The 12,929-nt window shown below is 73.9% G+C and carries 13 protein-coding genes and 1 pseudogene; 7 read left to right on the forward strand and 7 right to left on the reverse strand.

Annotated elements, in window-relative coordinates; genetic code table 11:
• Positions 1–22: 22 nt before the first annotated feature.
• Both ACIRS4_RS07715 and ACIRS4_RS07720 read right to left on the reverse strand, forming a co-directional pair.
• A complete protein-coding gene (locus ACIRS4_RS07715; RefSeq protein ID WP_404191513.1) occupies positions 23–457 on the reverse strand; it encodes a CBS domain-containing protein in 435 nt (144 codons plus the stop codon).
• Positions 458–585: 128 nt separating this feature from the next.
• Positions 586–1,227 carry a uridine kinase gene (locus tag ACIRS4_RS07720; protein ID WP_404191516.1) on the reverse strand — a complete coding sequence of 214 codons (642 nt, stop codon included), beginning with the start codon at positions 1,225–1,227 and terminating at the stop codon, positions 586–588.
• Positions 1,228–1,506: 279 nt separating this feature from the next.
• On the opposite strand from ACIRS4_RS07720, the gene ACIRS4_RS07725 reads away from it, so the two are divergent.
• The 3 genes from ACIRS4_RS07725 to ACIRS4_RS07735 all read left to right on the forward strand — a co-directional run bounded on the left by ACIRS4_RS07725 (position 1,507) and on the right by ACIRS4_RS07735 (position 4,489).
• Positions 1,507–2,211 (forward strand): DUF2293 domain-containing protein, encoded by a 705-nt coding sequence (locus ACIRS4_RS07725; protein WP_404191519.1) that lies wholly within the window; start codon positions 1,507–1,509, stop codon positions 2,209–2,211.
• Positions 2,212–2,367: 156 nt separating this feature from the next.
• The gene (locus tag ACIRS4_RS07730) at positions 2,368–2,847 is read left to right on the forward strand and encodes a DUF1772 domain-containing protein (RefSeq protein ID WP_404191522.1); all 480 of its coding nucleotides are present in this window, start codon (positions 2,368–2,370) and stop codon (positions 2,845–2,847) included.
• 154 nt (positions 2,848–3,001) lie between these two features.
• Positions 3,002–4,489, forward strand: a complete 1,488-nt coding sequence (locus ACIRS4_RS07735) for a glutamate synthase subunit beta (protein WP_404191525.1) — start codon at positions 3,002–3,004, stop codon at positions 4,487–4,489.
• 116 nt (positions 4,490–4,605) lie between these two features.
• On the opposite strand, the gene ACIRS4_RS07740 is transcribed toward ACIRS4_RS07735, so the two are convergent.
• Positions 4,606–5,160 carry a carboxymuconolactone decarboxylase family protein gene (locus ACIRS4_RS07740; RefSeq protein WP_404191528.1) on the reverse strand — a complete coding sequence of 185 codons (555 nt, stop codon included), beginning with the start codon at positions 5,158–5,160 and terminating at the stop codon, positions 4,606–4,608.
• 47 nt (positions 5,161–5,207) lie between these two features.
• On the opposite strand from ACIRS4_RS07740, the gene ACIRS4_RS07745 reads away from it, so the two are divergent.
• A complete protein-coding gene (locus tag ACIRS4_RS07745; RefSeq protein ID WP_404191530.1) occupies positions 5,208–6,677 on the forward strand; it encodes a PLP-dependent aminotransferase family protein in 1,470 nt (489 codons plus the stop codon).
• Positions 6,678–6,701: 24 nt separating this feature from the next.
• Here ACIRS4_RS07745 and ACIRS4_RS07750 read toward each other — a convergent pair whose 3' ends face one another.
• From ACIRS4_RS07750 to ACIRS4_RS07760, 3 genes are all read right to left on the reverse strand, one after another.
• Complete coding sequence (locus ACIRS4_RS07750) at positions 6,702–7,514, reverse strand: SAM-dependent methyltransferase (RefSeq protein WP_404191532.1); 813 nt, start codon at positions 7,512–7,514, stop codon at positions 6,702–6,704.
• Positions 7,515–7,615: 101 nt separating this feature from the next.
• The gene (locus ACIRS4_RS07755) at positions 7,616–7,870 is read right to left on the reverse strand and encodes a DUF397 domain-containing protein (RefSeq protein ID WP_130437322.1); all 255 of its coding nucleotides are present in this window, start codon (positions 7,868–7,870) and stop codon (positions 7,616–7,618) included.
• Positions 7,871–8,731 (reverse strand): helix-turn-helix transcriptional regulator, encoded by an 861-nt coding sequence (locus ACIRS4_RS07760; RefSeq protein ID WP_404191535.1) that lies wholly within the window; start codon positions 8,729–8,731, stop codon positions 7,871–7,873. It abuts the gene before it with no gap.
• A gap of 271 nt (positions 8,732–9,002) precedes the next feature.
• Here ACIRS4_RS07760 and ACIRS4_RS07765 point away from each other — a divergent pair.
• The 3 genes and pseudogenes from ACIRS4_RS07765 to ACIRS4_RS07775 all read left to right on the forward strand — a co-directional run.
• Positions 9,003–9,752 (forward strand): annotated as a pseudogene (locus tag ACIRS4_RS07765) (ATP-binding protein); the annotation flags it as partial.
• Between the two features lie 278 nt (positions 9,753–10,030).
• Positions 10,031–10,441, forward strand: coding sequence for a hypothetical protein (locus tag ACIRS4_RS07770; protein ID WP_404192096.1), 411 nt, complete (start codon positions 10,031–10,033; stop codon positions 10,439–10,441).
• Positions 10,442–10,621: 180 nt separating this feature from the next.
• Positions 10,622–12,643 (forward strand): ABC transporter ATP-binding protein, encoded by a 2,022-nt coding sequence (locus tag ACIRS4_RS07775; RefSeq protein ID WP_404191538.1) that lies wholly within the window; start codon positions 10,622–10,624, stop codon positions 12,641–12,643.
• Here ACIRS4_RS07775 and ACIRS4_RS07780 read toward each other — a convergent pair.
• Entirely contained in the window at positions 12,633–12,809 is a 177-nt protein-coding gene (locus ACIRS4_RS07780; protein ID WP_165430301.1) for a hypothetical protein, read from the reverse strand. The two genes, ACIRS4_RS07775 and ACIRS4_RS07780, sit on opposite strands and share 11 nt — an antisense overlap.
• Positions 12,810–12,929 lie beyond the last annotated feature (120 nt).

A 12,929-nucleotide genomic window follows, 5' to 3' on the forward strand; every position in this document is an offset into this window, starting at 1 on the left:
GCCGACGGCGTGTCCACGCGGGTCACCGGGGGCCCGCGCCGGTCCTGGCGTAGACGCTCTCCACCCAGGTCGCCATCTGGTCGTCGGTCAGGTGCTGGGCGAGGTCGGCCTCACTGATCATGCCCACGAGGCGCTTGTCCTCGATGACGGGCAACCTGCGGATCTGGTGGTCCCGCATCTCCCGGAGCACCTCGTCGACTTCGGCGTCGGCGTCTATCCAGCGCGGGGTGCCCTTGGCCATCTGCCCGGCGGTGACCTTGGCGGGGTCATGGCCCCTGGCCACGCAGCCCACGACGATGTCCCGGTCGGTGAGAATGCCGCAGAGCCGCTCGTTCTCGTCGCTGATGGGCAGGGCGCCGACGTTCAGCTCGCGCATCAGCTGGGCGGCGCGGTCGAGGGTCTCGTGGGCGGGTATCCACTGGGCGCCCCGGTGCATGATCTGTCCGGCGGTGGTCATGGTGTTCCTCCCGGTGCGGGCGGCCGACGCGACGCGGATCGCGCCGCTCCCGGCGCCCTGGGGTGTCGTTTCGCGGCGTCCTTCGATTCTCACCGGCCGGATGGAGGGGCGCACCTTCGCTCGTGGCCTCAGCCGTTCCACGCGGGATGGCGCGGATCGTCGGTCCGTACGAGAACGTCGGCCGTGCCGGCCGGGTCCGTGTCCTGCTCGTAGCGCTCGAAGGCGGGGAGCGTCCAGTGGTCGGCCTCGGGGGTGCGGCGGCGCAGGGCGCCCGGGGAGAGGCGGAGGTGGACGGTCAGGTCGAAGGGGAACCAGTGCCGCAGAAGCAGGGGCCCGTGCAGCAACAGGACCCCGCCGGGCGGGAGTCGGACGTAGTCGCTGCGGGTGGCGCGGTCGGAGACGGGGTCCCGGAGGTCGGGCAGGATCCGGCCGTCGCCGCCGGCTTCGAGCGGGCCGAACACCTCGCGCCACAGCGCGCCGGTGTCGAACCAGCCGTCGTAGTAGGCCTCCACGTCCTGGTGGCCGTACTCCAGGCGGAGGGAAGCGGGGCGCAGGAAGCCGTGCGTGTCGACGACCCGGGACGGCCGGCCGCGTACGCGCAGGGCCTCGGCGACCCGCTCGGCGAGGTCCCCGGCGCGGGCCGCCGGGGCGCCGTCGAAGGCGACGCGCGGCCAGGGACTTCCGTCGCCCGGCTCCAGGTCGAGCAGCCGGTCGGCGAGGTGGTCGCCGAGCCGTTCCCAGGTGATCGCTTCGAGTCGCACACGGCCCATGATGCGTCAGGCGGGCCTCGCCGCCGACGGCCGGGGCGGGAGACGGCACCCGGCCGCGCGGCCCGGAACGCCTGCCTCACACGCCGGCGCGCAGCCGGGCCCGCCGCGGGGAAGGACACCGGCCGGCGCGCAGCCGGACTCACCACCGGGAAGGACACCAGCCGGCGCGCAGCCGGACTCACCCCAGGCAAAGACACCAGCCGGCGCGCAGCCGGACTCACCACCGGCAAGGACACCAGCCGGCGCGCAGCCGGACTCGTCGCGGGGAAGGAAGCCGGTATGCCGGCTCTCGCACCTCACCCGGGCCCCGGTGGGCTCCTCGTCCTGCAGCCGCTGCGCCGCCGCCACTGCGCGGGCTGCCGGCGCGGGCCGCTGCCGATGCTCGTCCTGGAGGACGGCGCGCCACGCTGCCTCGGCTGCGCCGATCTGGGGCACCTGGTGTTCCTGCCGCGCGGCGACGCGGCGCTGACGCGCAGGTCGCGGGAGGAGAGCGCGCTGTCGGCGGTCGTCGTCCGGTTCAACCGGCGCAAGGGGCGCTACGAGCGGCAGGGCGTGCTCGTCGAGGAGGCGGGGCTGGCCCGGGCCGAGGTGCGGTGCCTGGCGGACGCCGAGGCGCGGCGGCGGCGCAGGGCGCGCGACGCGCGGCTGCGGGCGGCGCGGGACGAACGGTTCGTGGAGGCGTTCGCGGCGGAGGTTCGGCGGCTGTTCCCCTGTTGTCCGGCCGAGCGGGCGTGGAGCGTCGCCGCGCACGCGTCGGTGCGGGGCAGCGGGCGGGTCGGGCGCACTGCGGCCGGGCGGGCACTGGCCGAGGGCGCGGTGGTGTCGGCGGTCGTGGCCTCCGTACGGCATCTGGACACGCCGTACGACCGGCTGCTGATGGGCGGCGTGCCGCGCCGGGAGGCGCGGCTGCGGATCGCGGCGGAGGTGGTGGCGGTGCTGCGGGCCTGGGGTTGGGAGGGGCGGTTCGGCTCCGCAGGGTCCTGAGCGCGCGCCCGGACTGCGCCCCCCACGCGTGCGCTGGACGCCGGCGTATGCGTTCGCGGCTCTGGGCCATGGCCGTCGGCGCCGCACGCGGGTTCAGTGGTGACGGACGGGGCGTGCGGGGTATCGGGGCAGCCAGGACCTGGAGGTGGAGTTGACATGATCGATGAGCCGTACTTCGTGCTGACGGTGCTCGGGGTGCTGGGGACCGGGCTGATGGCGGGCGTGTTCTGCGCTTTCTCCACCTTCGTGATGAAGGGGCTGGCCGCGTTGCCTCCCGCGCAGGGGGTGGCCGCGATGAACGCGGTCAACGCGGCCGCGACGACACCGGCGTTCATGGTCGTCTTCCTCGGTACGGCGGTGCTGTGCGCGATGATCGCGGTGGTGACGTTCGTGCTGTGGCCGGACGAGGGGGCCGTTCTGCTGCTGGTGGGCAGCGCGCTGTATCTGTTCGGCTCGTTCGGGGTGACCGTGGTGGCGAACGTGCCCCGCAACGAGACGCTGGCCGGGCTGGAGCCGGGCACCGCGGAGGCGGTCGCGTACTGGCCGGCGTACGTGCGGGAGTGGACGGTGTGGAACCACGCCCGCACCGTCGCCGCGGCCGGCGCGGCCCTCGCGTACGTGCTGGCGCTCGCCTGAGAGCGGGGGCTGTCTCCCGGTGGGCGAGAAAGCGCTGTCAGGGTCCTGCGCTCACCAGGGCCACGACGTATCGTGGCCGCAAGAGCGCCGTCCGAAGACGCGGCGCCGCCTGGAGACGCACGGCTCGCCGCACGCGTACGCAAGGAACACGGCCATGGCCGATCCCAAGGGATTCATGACCACGCCCCGCCAGGACTGGCCCCGCCGGCCCGTCGAGGAGCGGGTCCGGGACTGGGACGAGGTGTACGTCCCCGGAGCGCTGCTCCCCATCATCAGCGAGCAGGCCGATCGCTGCATGGACTGCGGCGTCCCCTTCTGTCACGACGCCTGCCCGCTCGGGAACCTGATCCCCGAGTGGAACGACCTGGTGTCGCGCGAGGACTGGCTCGCGGCAAGCGACCGGCTGCACGCGACCAACAACTTCCCCGAGTTCACCGGCCGGTTGTGCCCGGCGCCCTGCGAGGCGGGGTGTGTGCTCGCCATCAACCAGCCCGCTGTGACCATCAAGAACGTCGAGGCCGCCATCGCCGACCGGGCCTGGAGCGAGGGGTTCACACCGCCGCGGCCCCCGGACCGGCTGTCCGGTCGGACGGTGGCGGTGATCGGCTCGGGTCCCACCGGGCTGGCCGCGGCCCAGCAGCTCACCCGGGCCGGGCACACCGTCGCGGTGTACGAGAAGGACGACCGGCTCGGCGGGCTGATGCGGTACGGCATCCCCGAGTTCAAGATGGAGAAGCACCATCTGGAACGGCGCATCGGGCAGATGCGCGCCGAGGGGACCAAGTTCCGTACGTCGACCCAGGTCGGGCGCGATGTCATGGCCGCCGATCTGCGGTCCCGCTACGACGCGGTGGTGATCGCCACCGGCGCCACCGCCTGGCGCGAACTGCGTGTGCCGGGGCGGGAGCTGACCGGCATACACCAGGCCATGGAGTATCTGCCGCTGGCCAACCGGGTGCGCGAGGGCGATCTGGAGGCGTCCCCCATGTCGGCCGCCGGACAGCACGTCGTGATCGTGGGCGGCGGCGACACCGGGGCGGACTGCCTGGGGACGGCCGTCCGGGAGGGCGCCGCGTCGGTGACCCAGCTGGACATCTACGCCCAGCCGGGAGAGGAGCGCGACGAGGACACCGACCCCTGGCCCACCTATCCGAAGGTCTACCGGCTCTCGGCGGCGCACGAGGAGGCGCGCGATCTTCGCACCGCGCCGGCGGCGGACGCGGACGCGCGCCTGTTCGCCGCGTCCACGCTCCGCTTCAGCGGCGACGAGAGCGGGCACGTCCGCTCGCTGCACCTGGTGGAGGTGGACGCGCGCCGCAGGCCGGTGCGGGGCAGCGAGCGGACGCTCCCCGTCGACCTCGTGCTGCTCGCCCTGGGCTTCTCCGGGCCCGACCGGGAGGACGGGCTCGTCGAGCAGCTGGGGCTGGCCCTGGAGCCGCGCGGCACGATCACACGGGACGCCGGTTTCGCGACGAACGTGCCCGGGGTGTTCGCGGCCGGGGACGCGGCGCGCGGGCAGTCGCTGATCGTCTGGGCGATCGCGGAGGGCCGGGCGGTGGCCGCGGCCGTCGACCGCCATCTGACGGGGAGTTCACGCCTGCCGGCGCCGATCGGGCCGTACGACCGGCCGATGAGCGTCTGACGGTGCGACCGGCCGATGAGTGTCTGACCGTACGCCCGGCCGATGAGCGTCTGACCGTACGCCCGGCCGACGGGCGTCCGAGTGCCGCGGCGTCGCCCGCGCCCGCCCGTAGGGCGTCAGGGGCGTTCGTCGGTGCCCGCCACCTTGCCCGTCGCCAGGGCGACCCGGTTCCAGGTGTTGATCGTGCAGATCAGGGCGATCACCTGGGCGAGCTCCTCGTCGTCGAACCGGGCCGCGGCCTCGGCGTAGACGTCGTCGGGGACGCCGCCGTCGGCCACGCGCGTGATCGCCTCCGTGAGCGCCAGCGCGGCCTGCTCCCGCTCGGTGAAGAAGTGCCGGGCCTCGCGCCAGACGGGGACCATGTGCAGCCGGTCCTCGCTCTCGCCGGCCTTGCGGGCGTCGTTGGTGTGCATGTGCAGGCAGTACGCGCAGTGGTTGAGGTGGGAGGCGCGGATCTGGATGATTTCGACGAGTGCCGGGTCGACGCCGTCGCGGGCCGCCGCGTCGAAACCGACGAGAGCGCGGAAGGCCTTTCGGGCGGACTTCCCGAAGTCGAGGCGGGTGCGCGCGGCCTCGGCGGTGGCGATGTCGGGGGTGACCACGGCGCCGTCCGTGTGCGCCGCCGTAGCGGTGGTCGTGGTGCCGGCCGTGTGCGTCGTCGTGTTCGTCATGTCCCTCAACCTACGGGCCGTAAAGACCCCTTGTAGGGTGCATTTCCATGGGGGAATCATGGGTCAATTACGCGGAGCGCATCGGTGTCGACCTGCATCTGGAGCTGTCCGCGCCGGGCGGTCGGCGGGCAGCGCTGACCGGGGCGCTGCGGGAGGCCGTGCGCGCCGGGCGGCTGGCCCCGGGGACCCGGCTGCCGCCGTACCGGTCGCTCGCCGCCGACCTCGGCGTCGCCCGCAACACGGTGGCCGACGCCTACGCGGAGCTGGTGGCGGAGGGCTGGCTGACGGCTCGCCAGGGCTCCGGCACCCGGGTCGCCGACCGCGCGGAGCCTGCGCGGGCCGCGGCGCGGGCGCCCAGGAGGACGCCACCCCGCGCGCGTGGGCCGCGGCACGATCTGCGGCAGGGCAGTCCGGACGCGTCGTCGTTCCCGCGCGCGGCCTGGCTGGCGTCCTACCGGCGGGCTCTGCAGGGGGCGCCCAGCGAGGTGTTCGGACCGGGCGATCCGGCCGGCCGCCGGGAGCTGCGGGAGGCGCTGGCCGAGTATCTGGCACGCGCGCGTGGCGTGCGCGCCGATCCCGGGCGCATCGTGATCTGCTCCGGTTTCGCGCACGCCCTGCGGCTGCTGTTCGAGCCCGGCCACGCGAAGGGCAAGGGCAGCGGCGGGCCGGGGGACGCGGTGCTGCGCGGCCCGCTGGCGGTGGAGGCCTACGGGCTCGGCTTCCACCGGCGGTTGCTGACGGCGGCGGGCGTGCGGACGGTCCCGCTCCCCCTCGACGACGACGGGGCGCGCGTCGGACTGCTGGAGCGCGAGCGGGGCGTCCTGCTCACCCCGGCGCACCAGTTCCCGACCGGCGGCCCGTTGCACCCAGGTCGGCGCGCCGCCGTCGTCGACTGGGCACACGCGCGGGACGCCGTGGTGCTGGAGGACGACTATGACGGCGAGTTCCGCTACGACCGCAAGCCGGTCGGCGCCGTGCAGGGCCTCGATCCCGAACGGGTCGTCCACATCGGCTCGGTCAGCAAGAGCCTGTCCCCGGCGCTGCGGCTGGGCTGGATGGTGCTGCCGGAGCGGTACGTGGACGGCGTCCTCGCGGTCAAGGGGGAGCGGGAGGCGTGGGCGAGCGTCCTGGACCAGCTGAGCCTGGCCGACTTCATCGCCTCCGGGGCCTACGACCGTCATGTGCGGCGTATGCGGCAGCGGTACCGCAGGCGCCGGGACCGGCTGGTCGAGGCGCTGGCGGAACACGCGCCGCACGTCGAGGTGACGGGGGTCGCCGCCGGGCTGCACGCGGTGCTGCGGCTGCCGCCGGGCACCGAGCGCTCCACGCTCAAGGCCGCGGCCTGGCAGGGCGTCGCACTGGACGGGCTCGCGGAGTTCCGGCATCCGCAGGCGCGCACGGCGCACGACGCGGACCCGGCGGTCGGGGACGGACTGGTCGTCGGATACGCGACACCTCCCGAGCACGCCTACGGGGCGGCACTGGACGCGCTGTGCGCCGTGCTGCCGCCGCCGTAGGGAACGCCCCTCGGCGGGGGCGCGTCAGAGCTTGCGGCCCACCGCCCCGTACCCCGGGATGACGCCGTCGTCCTGGCCGGGCACGGGCTCGCCGAGTTCGGGGTGCCAGTCGGGCACCACGGCGACACCGGGCTCGACCAGGTCGAGGCCGTCGAAGAAGCGGGCGAACTCCTCACGGGAGCGCAGCGCGAGGGTGACGCCGGCCGCCTTGAGCTTCGCCGTGGCCGCCGCGGACTCCTCGGGGGTGAAGTCGGCGGTGGCGTGGGTCATCATCAGGTAGCTGCCGGACGGCAGTTCGGCGAGGAGCCGGCCGACCAGGTCGTGCGCGCCGTCCTCGTCAGGGACGAAGTGCAGCAGGGCGACCAGCGACAGGGCCACGGGCCGGTCGAAGTCCAGGATCTTCCTGGCCCCCTCGACGATGGCGGCCGGGTCGCGGACGTCCGCCTGGAGATACTCCGTGACGCCGTCGGGAGTGCTGCGCAGCAGCGCGGCCGCGTGGGCCAGCACGATCGGGTCGTTGTCGCAGTAGACCACGCGCGCGTCGGGTGCGACCTCCTGGGCGACCTGATGGAGGTTCGGCTCGGTCGGGATGCCCGTGCCGATGTCCAGGAACTGCCGTACGCCGTGGTGGGCCAGCCAGCGGGTGGCCCGGTGCATGAAGGCGCGGTTGACGCGTGCCATGACCGGCACGCGCGGGTCGAGGGCGAGCATCTGCCGGCCCATCGCCTCGTCGACGGGGTAGTTGTCCTTGCCGCCGAGGTACCAGTCGTACATGCGCGCCGGATGGGGCGTGCTGGTGTCGATGTGGACGGCGGCGGTGGGGTCCGGCCCGGTCATGAGGCACTCCGTAGGACACAGTGGGTGATCAAGTAAGGACCAAAATAGGGAAGTTGAGCATCAGAAGGACAGTCGAAGGGCATGCAAGGGGCGAGATCGGGTCAGGACAGCAGGAAGTCCGCCTTCCCCGCCTTGGCGCCCTCGATGAAGGCCGTCATCTCGTCGGTGGTGTAGATCAGCGCCGGACCGTCGGGGTCGGTGGACTGACGGACGGCGATCCGGCCGTCGGCGAGCTTCATCGCCTCCAGGCAGTTCCCGCCGTTGCCGCCGCTCCACGGCTTGTGCCAGCCTTCGCTGCCCAAGTCCCGCGCGGGCATGCCGTTGTAGACCCGTTCGCGCGGCTTGATGCGATCCATTCACAGCTCCTTGCGGAGATCCTCGAGGATCTCCTTCGTGCGATGTGCGGTGGCGGCCTGCGCCGCCATGCGGTCCATGACCTCGAGGTGGGTCGCCACCTCGGTGCGCGCGTCCAGGTAGACGGCGCCGGTCAGGTACTCGCTGTAGACCATGTCGGGAAGCTCCGGCACGGCGAATCGGAAGAGCACGAAGGGCCCGTACGTGCCGGGGTGCGGCCCGTTCGCGAACGGGGCGACCTGGAGGGTCACGTTCGGGAGCCTCGTGGCGTCGATCAGTTTGCCGATCTGCGCGCGCATCGCCTCCGGGCAGCCGACGGGGCGGCGCAGCACGGTCTCGTCCATGACGACCCACAGGCGGGGCGCGTCCGGGCGGGTGAGCAGGTCCTGGCGGCGCATGCGCAGGTCGACGAGGCGCTCGATGTCCTCCGGCCGGGCCTGGCCGACCGCCCCCGAGGTCAGGACGCCGCGCGCGTAGTCCTCGGTCTGGAGCAGTCCGGGGATGAAGTGCGGCTCGTACTGGCGGATGAGGGAGGCCGCGCCCTCCAGGCTGACGTGCATGGAGAACCAGCCGGGCAGCACATCGTGGAACCGCTGCCACCAGCCCGGCCGGTTGGCCTCCTCGGCCAGCTGGACGAAGCCCTCGGCCTCGTCGTCGCTCACCCCGTACGCCTTGAGCAGCAGTTGGAGGTAGGGGATCTTGAGCCCGACCTCGGCCGTCTCCATACGGCGGACCGTGGCGGGGGCGACGCGGAGGATGCGGGCGGCTTCCTCGCGTCGGAGGCCGGCGCGTTCCCGCAGGTCCAGCAGGCGCCGGCCCAGGACCACCTGTCCCACCGTCGGCGCGGACCGCGGTTCGCTCACGCTCCACCTCCAAACGAAGAGCAGGGGCCGGACGGTCACTTGAGCCACCCTCGGCCCGACCGGCCGGTCACGGAAGAGATTCCTGACAGCCTTACGGCGCCGCGCGAAGACCGATTCGGAGACCTGTACGAATGGGTACGGATCTCCGGTGCTCGCAACTGGCGCCGTTCCCTGTGCTGTTGCGAGCAGTGTGCCACGGCGCCTCACCGCGTCACACAGCACTCTGCATTTTTCAGAGTGACACTTGCCAAGTGTTCATGGCGGGGCGATAGTGGCAGGCGTGATTCCGTCCGCGCCTTTAGGAACAGACGCCGCAGGCCGCCCCCAGGGTCTCGGTGCCGCCGGGGGGGCAGGCCCTGACCAGGCCGCCGCCGAGCGCCGGTTCCGATTCGAGCTGGCCGCCCATCCGGGCTCTCCGGCCCGGGCCAGACGCCTGGCGCGGGAACGGCTCACCGGCTGGTCGGTGTGCGAGGACACCTGCGACACGGCCGCCCTGGTCGTCTCCGAGCTGGTCACCAACGCCATCGTGCACACCGCGAGCGGCGTCGTCGTCTGCGAGCTGCAGGACGGCGACGACCTCGTGCGCATCGCCGTGCGCGACGAGGGCTGCGCCCCCGGCGAACCGCTCCCGTCCCCGCAGCGCCCCCATGAGGAGCACGGCAGAGGGCTGTTCCTCGTCGACGCCCTGTGTCGCGCGTGGGGGGTCGAGGACTGCGGCCCCGGTCTGCTCGTCTGGGCCGACCTGCCCCGCCACCCCGAGAGCGCGGACGCCGACGACACCCCGGGCGAGCTCTGCCCCACGCCCGCTGGGGACGCGGAGCTCTCCGTCGGCCTCGCCGACACGAGCTTCGCCCGCACTGACGATCTCGACGCCGGCCACGACGCGCCGCGCGGCGACCTCGGCTGGGGCGCCCGCCCCAAGCCCGGGCCGGCGGGCGGTCCACGGGACGACGAGGACGCCGCCGAGCACGGCGAGCAGTCCCACGGGGACCGGCGAAGCCACCCGGGCCGCCAGGCGCAGCACGGCTCCCAGAGTTTCGAGGCGCCCGGCTGGAAGACCGTGCGCGCCCGATGGCCGCACCCCTCCCCGCAGACGCGCCCCCTCCCCGTCGTCGCCCAGCAGCGCCGCCGCACCCCGGAGCCGGAGGTCCCCGCGGGGGCGAACGACCGCTCTCCGGGCGCGGCCGCCCGGCTGCAGCCGGCGGCGGGGGCGACTCAGCCCCTGGGGGGTTCGTTCGGCCACGACCGGGACCCCGACCGGGATTCCGTGTGAGCGCCCTGCGCGGTGGGGCTCCCGCCATGGGCCTCGACACGCTCGTGCGGCTCCGGCGCGCCCAGGGCGACCAGGCGCGGACGCCCCGCCGGCTCGCCGTGCCCGACGGCATGACGGCTCCGCTGGGCTGCGACGCCGTCGCCGCCCCGGCCCGCCTGGGCCCGCTGGTCCTCCCCCGGCTGCCGCTCGTGGGCTGCGTGTACGCCGATGAGACGCACTGGTGGTGGCTGGTCCCGGCCGACTCCGACCACGCCCTGGAGTGGCCCGCGCCCGCGCACTACGCCACGGGCGCGCTCCTCGAGGACGCCCCGCGGTCCCCCGCGCTCATCCACCGGCCCGACGGGATCCTCCCGTACACCCCGCCGATACCCCTCTATCTGACGCTGTGCCGTCTCACGGGCACCGCGCCGGCCTGGTCCCGCCCGGTGACCGCGTGACCCGGGACGCCCCGGCTCTCTGAGCGCCCCCCGGCGTGAAGCACACGCCGAGGCGTCCTCGTACCCGGGCGGCGACCCGGGCGCACACCCGCGCGCGCCTCCTCCCCCGCCTCGCGCCCTGCCCTCGCGCAGCCCGTCCCGCGATAGTGGCCACTTGCCCACGATCGGGGGAGGTCGACGGTGCGGAAGGCGAAGCCGCCGAGGAAACCGAAGGCACGGCGCGCGGACGGGCGTGACGTCTCCGAGTCGGAGCAGCTGCTGTTCGGCGGCCCGCTGCGCTACGACACCGGCTGGAACCAGCACCAGGAGGCGTTCCTGGAGCTGGACTTCCGGGCCATGATCAGCAGGCTGCCCGCCCTCCTGGGCGTCAGCCTCCGGCTGGCCCGGCAGGCCGATCCGCGGGCCGCCGGGATCGTCGTGGGCGCCGAGGTGGGCCGGGGCGTGGCCGAGGCCGTGGGCCTGCTCGCGGTGAACACGATCCTGGGCCGGCTGGTGGGCGGCGGCGCGATCGAGGACCGGTTGCGCGGCGCCGTCCCCGCGCTGACCGTCATGGCAGCCGTCCTCCTGGTCGGGGCGGTGCTGCGGGCGGCGTCGACGTACGCCACCGGACGCCTGGAGCCCAAGGTGGAACGGGTGGCGACCGAGCTGTACCTGGAGCGCGCGGCGGCGGTGGAGCTGTCCGCGATCGAGGACCACGCCTTCCACAAACTGCTGGACACCGCGCAGTACGGCGCCCGGTCCAGCCGCTACATGATCAGCCACGGGACGCGCGTGGTGAACGCGATGATCTCGCTGGTCGCGGCGGCCGGCGTGCTGACCGTGCTGCATCCGCTGCTGCTGCCGCTGCTCGTCACGATGACGCTGCCCAGCGCCTGGAGCGCCCTGATCAACGCCCGTCGCCGGTACGAGTCCTTCCACACTTGGGTGCAGCACGCGCGCGCGGGGCATCTCATCGCGAGTCTGCTCACCGAACCGGAGGCGGCCCCGGAGATCCGCGTGCACGGCGTCGGGCCCTTCCTGCTGCGGCACTTCCGGGCGATGTCGGAGACCGCGGAGGCGGAGCAGGCCCGGCTGGCCCGACTCGCCGCCCGCACCGGTCTGTTCGCTGCGGCCTGGACCGGCCTCGCGACGGTCGCGACGTACGCCACGCTCGGCGGACTGCTGCTCACGGGGACGATGGCGCTGGCGGTGGCGGGCACGGCCGTGATCGCCATCCGCAGCGGTTCCACCAGCTTGAACACCCTCGTCCTGGAGATCAACCAGCTCCACGAGGAGGCCCTGTTCGTGGGCGATCTGCAACGCCTGTACGGGGAGGCCGCCGAACGGGCGATCCCTCAGGGCGGTGCCGCCCTGCCCGAGGACCCCCGGGAGATCCGCTTCGAGAACGTCACCTTCGGCTACCCGGGGGAGTCGGCGCGCCCGGCCCTCGACGACGTCAGCCTCACCCTGCCGCTGGGGCGGATCGTCGCGCTCGTCGGCGAGAACGGATCGGGCAAGACGACCCTGGTGAAGCTGCTGGCCGGTCTCTACCAGCCGGACCGGGGGCGGATCCTGTGGGACGGCGTCGACGCGGCCGGGGCGGACCGGCGGCTGCTGGCCGAGCGCATCGCGATGGTGGCCCAGGACTTCAAGCGGTGGCCGTTCACGGCCCGGGTCAACGTCGCGGTGGGGCGTTCCTCCGCGCCGCTGACCGAGGGCCGGCTGGCCGCCGCGATCGGGGAGGCGGGCGCCGAGGACGTGGTCGCCGATCTGCCGCGCGGCCTGGACACCCTGCTCGCCCGGCACTTCAGCGGCGGGCACGAGCTGTCCGGGGGCCAGTGGCAGCGGCTGGGCATCGCGCGGGCCGCGTACCGGCGCGGGCGCATCCTGATCGTGGACGAGCCGACGGCGGCCCTGGACGCGCGGGCGGAGCTGGAGGTGTTCGAGAAGATCCGCGCCCTGGCGGACGGCGGCCAGACGGTCGTCCTGATCACGCACCGGCTGGCGTCGGTACGCCACGCGGACCTGGTGCACGTCCTGGAGCAGGGCCGGCTCGTGGAGTCCGGCACGCCCGAGGAACTACTGGCCGGCGGCGGTGTCTACGCGGAGCTGTACGCGCTCCAGGCGGAGCAGTTCGCGAACCCCCCGGCCGCGGCGCACACGCCCGACCGGCAGGCGGGCCAGGGCCGCGGCGCGCCCGTGCGGGACGCCGTCACTCCGTGACGTCGCCGCCGCGGACGACCACCAGGAACGTGTCCGTCGCGAGGTCCATGACGACCTCGGCGGCCAGCCCCTCCATGCGCCGCGCGTGCGCGAACTCCTCGGCCGGCCACGATCCCCGCGGCCCGCCCGCGGGAAAGCGTTCGAGCACTGTTCGCCCGTTCACCATCTCGCACCTCCAGGAAGCGTTGTCCTGTAGGAGTTAACGCTGTCCGGAGCCGAAACGCCTCGCGCGGTGACGGTACTGAGACGTACTTGACACGCGCCCGGTGCGGACCGTGAGGATCCG

The organism is Streptomyces sp. NPDC101166 (assembly GCF_044768125.1).
Lineage (GTDB): Bacteria > Actinomycetota > Actinomycetes > Streptomycetales > Streptomycetaceae > Streptomyces.

What these genes read in the sequence shown, in the direction of transcription:
- ACIRS4_RS07720 (WP_404191516.1), bottom strand. Translation starts at nt 1,227, where the DNA reads ATGGGCCGTGTGCGACTCGAAGCGATCACCTGGGAACGGCTCGGCGAC.
- ACIRS4_RS07740 (WP_404191528.1), bottom strand. Translation starts at nt 5,160, where the DNA reads ATGACGAACACGACGACGCACACGGCCGGCACCACGACCACCGCTACG.
- ACIRS4_RS07780 (WP_165430301.1), bottom strand. Translation starts at nt 12,809, where the DNA reads ATGGTGAACGGGCGAACAGTGCTCGAACGCTTTCCCGCGGGCGGGCCG.
- ACIRS4_RS07735 (WP_404191525.1), top strand. Translation starts at nt 3,002, where the DNA reads ATGGCCGATCCCAAGGGATTCATGACCACGCCCCGCCAGGACTGGCCC.
- ACIRS4_RS07745 (WP_404191530.1), top strand. Translation starts at nt 5,208, where the DNA reads ATGGGGGAATCATGGGTCAATTACGCGGAGCGCATCGGTGTCGACCTG.
- ACIRS4_RS07770 (WP_404192096.1), top strand. Translation starts at nt 10,031, where the DNA reads ATGGGCCTCGACACGCTCGTGCGGCTCCGGCGCGCCCAGGGCGACCAG.
- ACIRS4_RS07730 (WP_404191522.1), top strand. Translation starts at nt 2,368, where the DNA reads ATGATCGATGAGCCGTACTTCGTGCTGACGGTGCTCGGGGTGCTGGGG.
- ACIRS4_RS07755 (WP_130437322.1), bottom strand. Translation starts at nt 7,870, where the DNA reads ATGGATCGCATCAAGCCGCGCGAACGGGTCTACAACGGCATGCCCGCG.
- ACIRS4_RS07750 (WP_404191532.1), bottom strand. Translation starts at nt 7,514, where the DNA reads ATGACCGGGCCGGACCCCACCGCCGCCGTCCACATCGACACCAGCACG.
- ACIRS4_RS07725 (WP_404191519.1), top strand. Translation starts at nt 1,507, where the DNA reads ATGCCGGCTCTCGCACCTCACCCGGGCCCCGGTGGGCTCCTCGTCCTG.
- ACIRS4_RS07715 (WP_404191513.1), bottom strand. Translation starts at nt 457, where the DNA reads ATGACCACCGCCGGACAGATCATGCACCGGGGCGCCCAGTGGATACCC.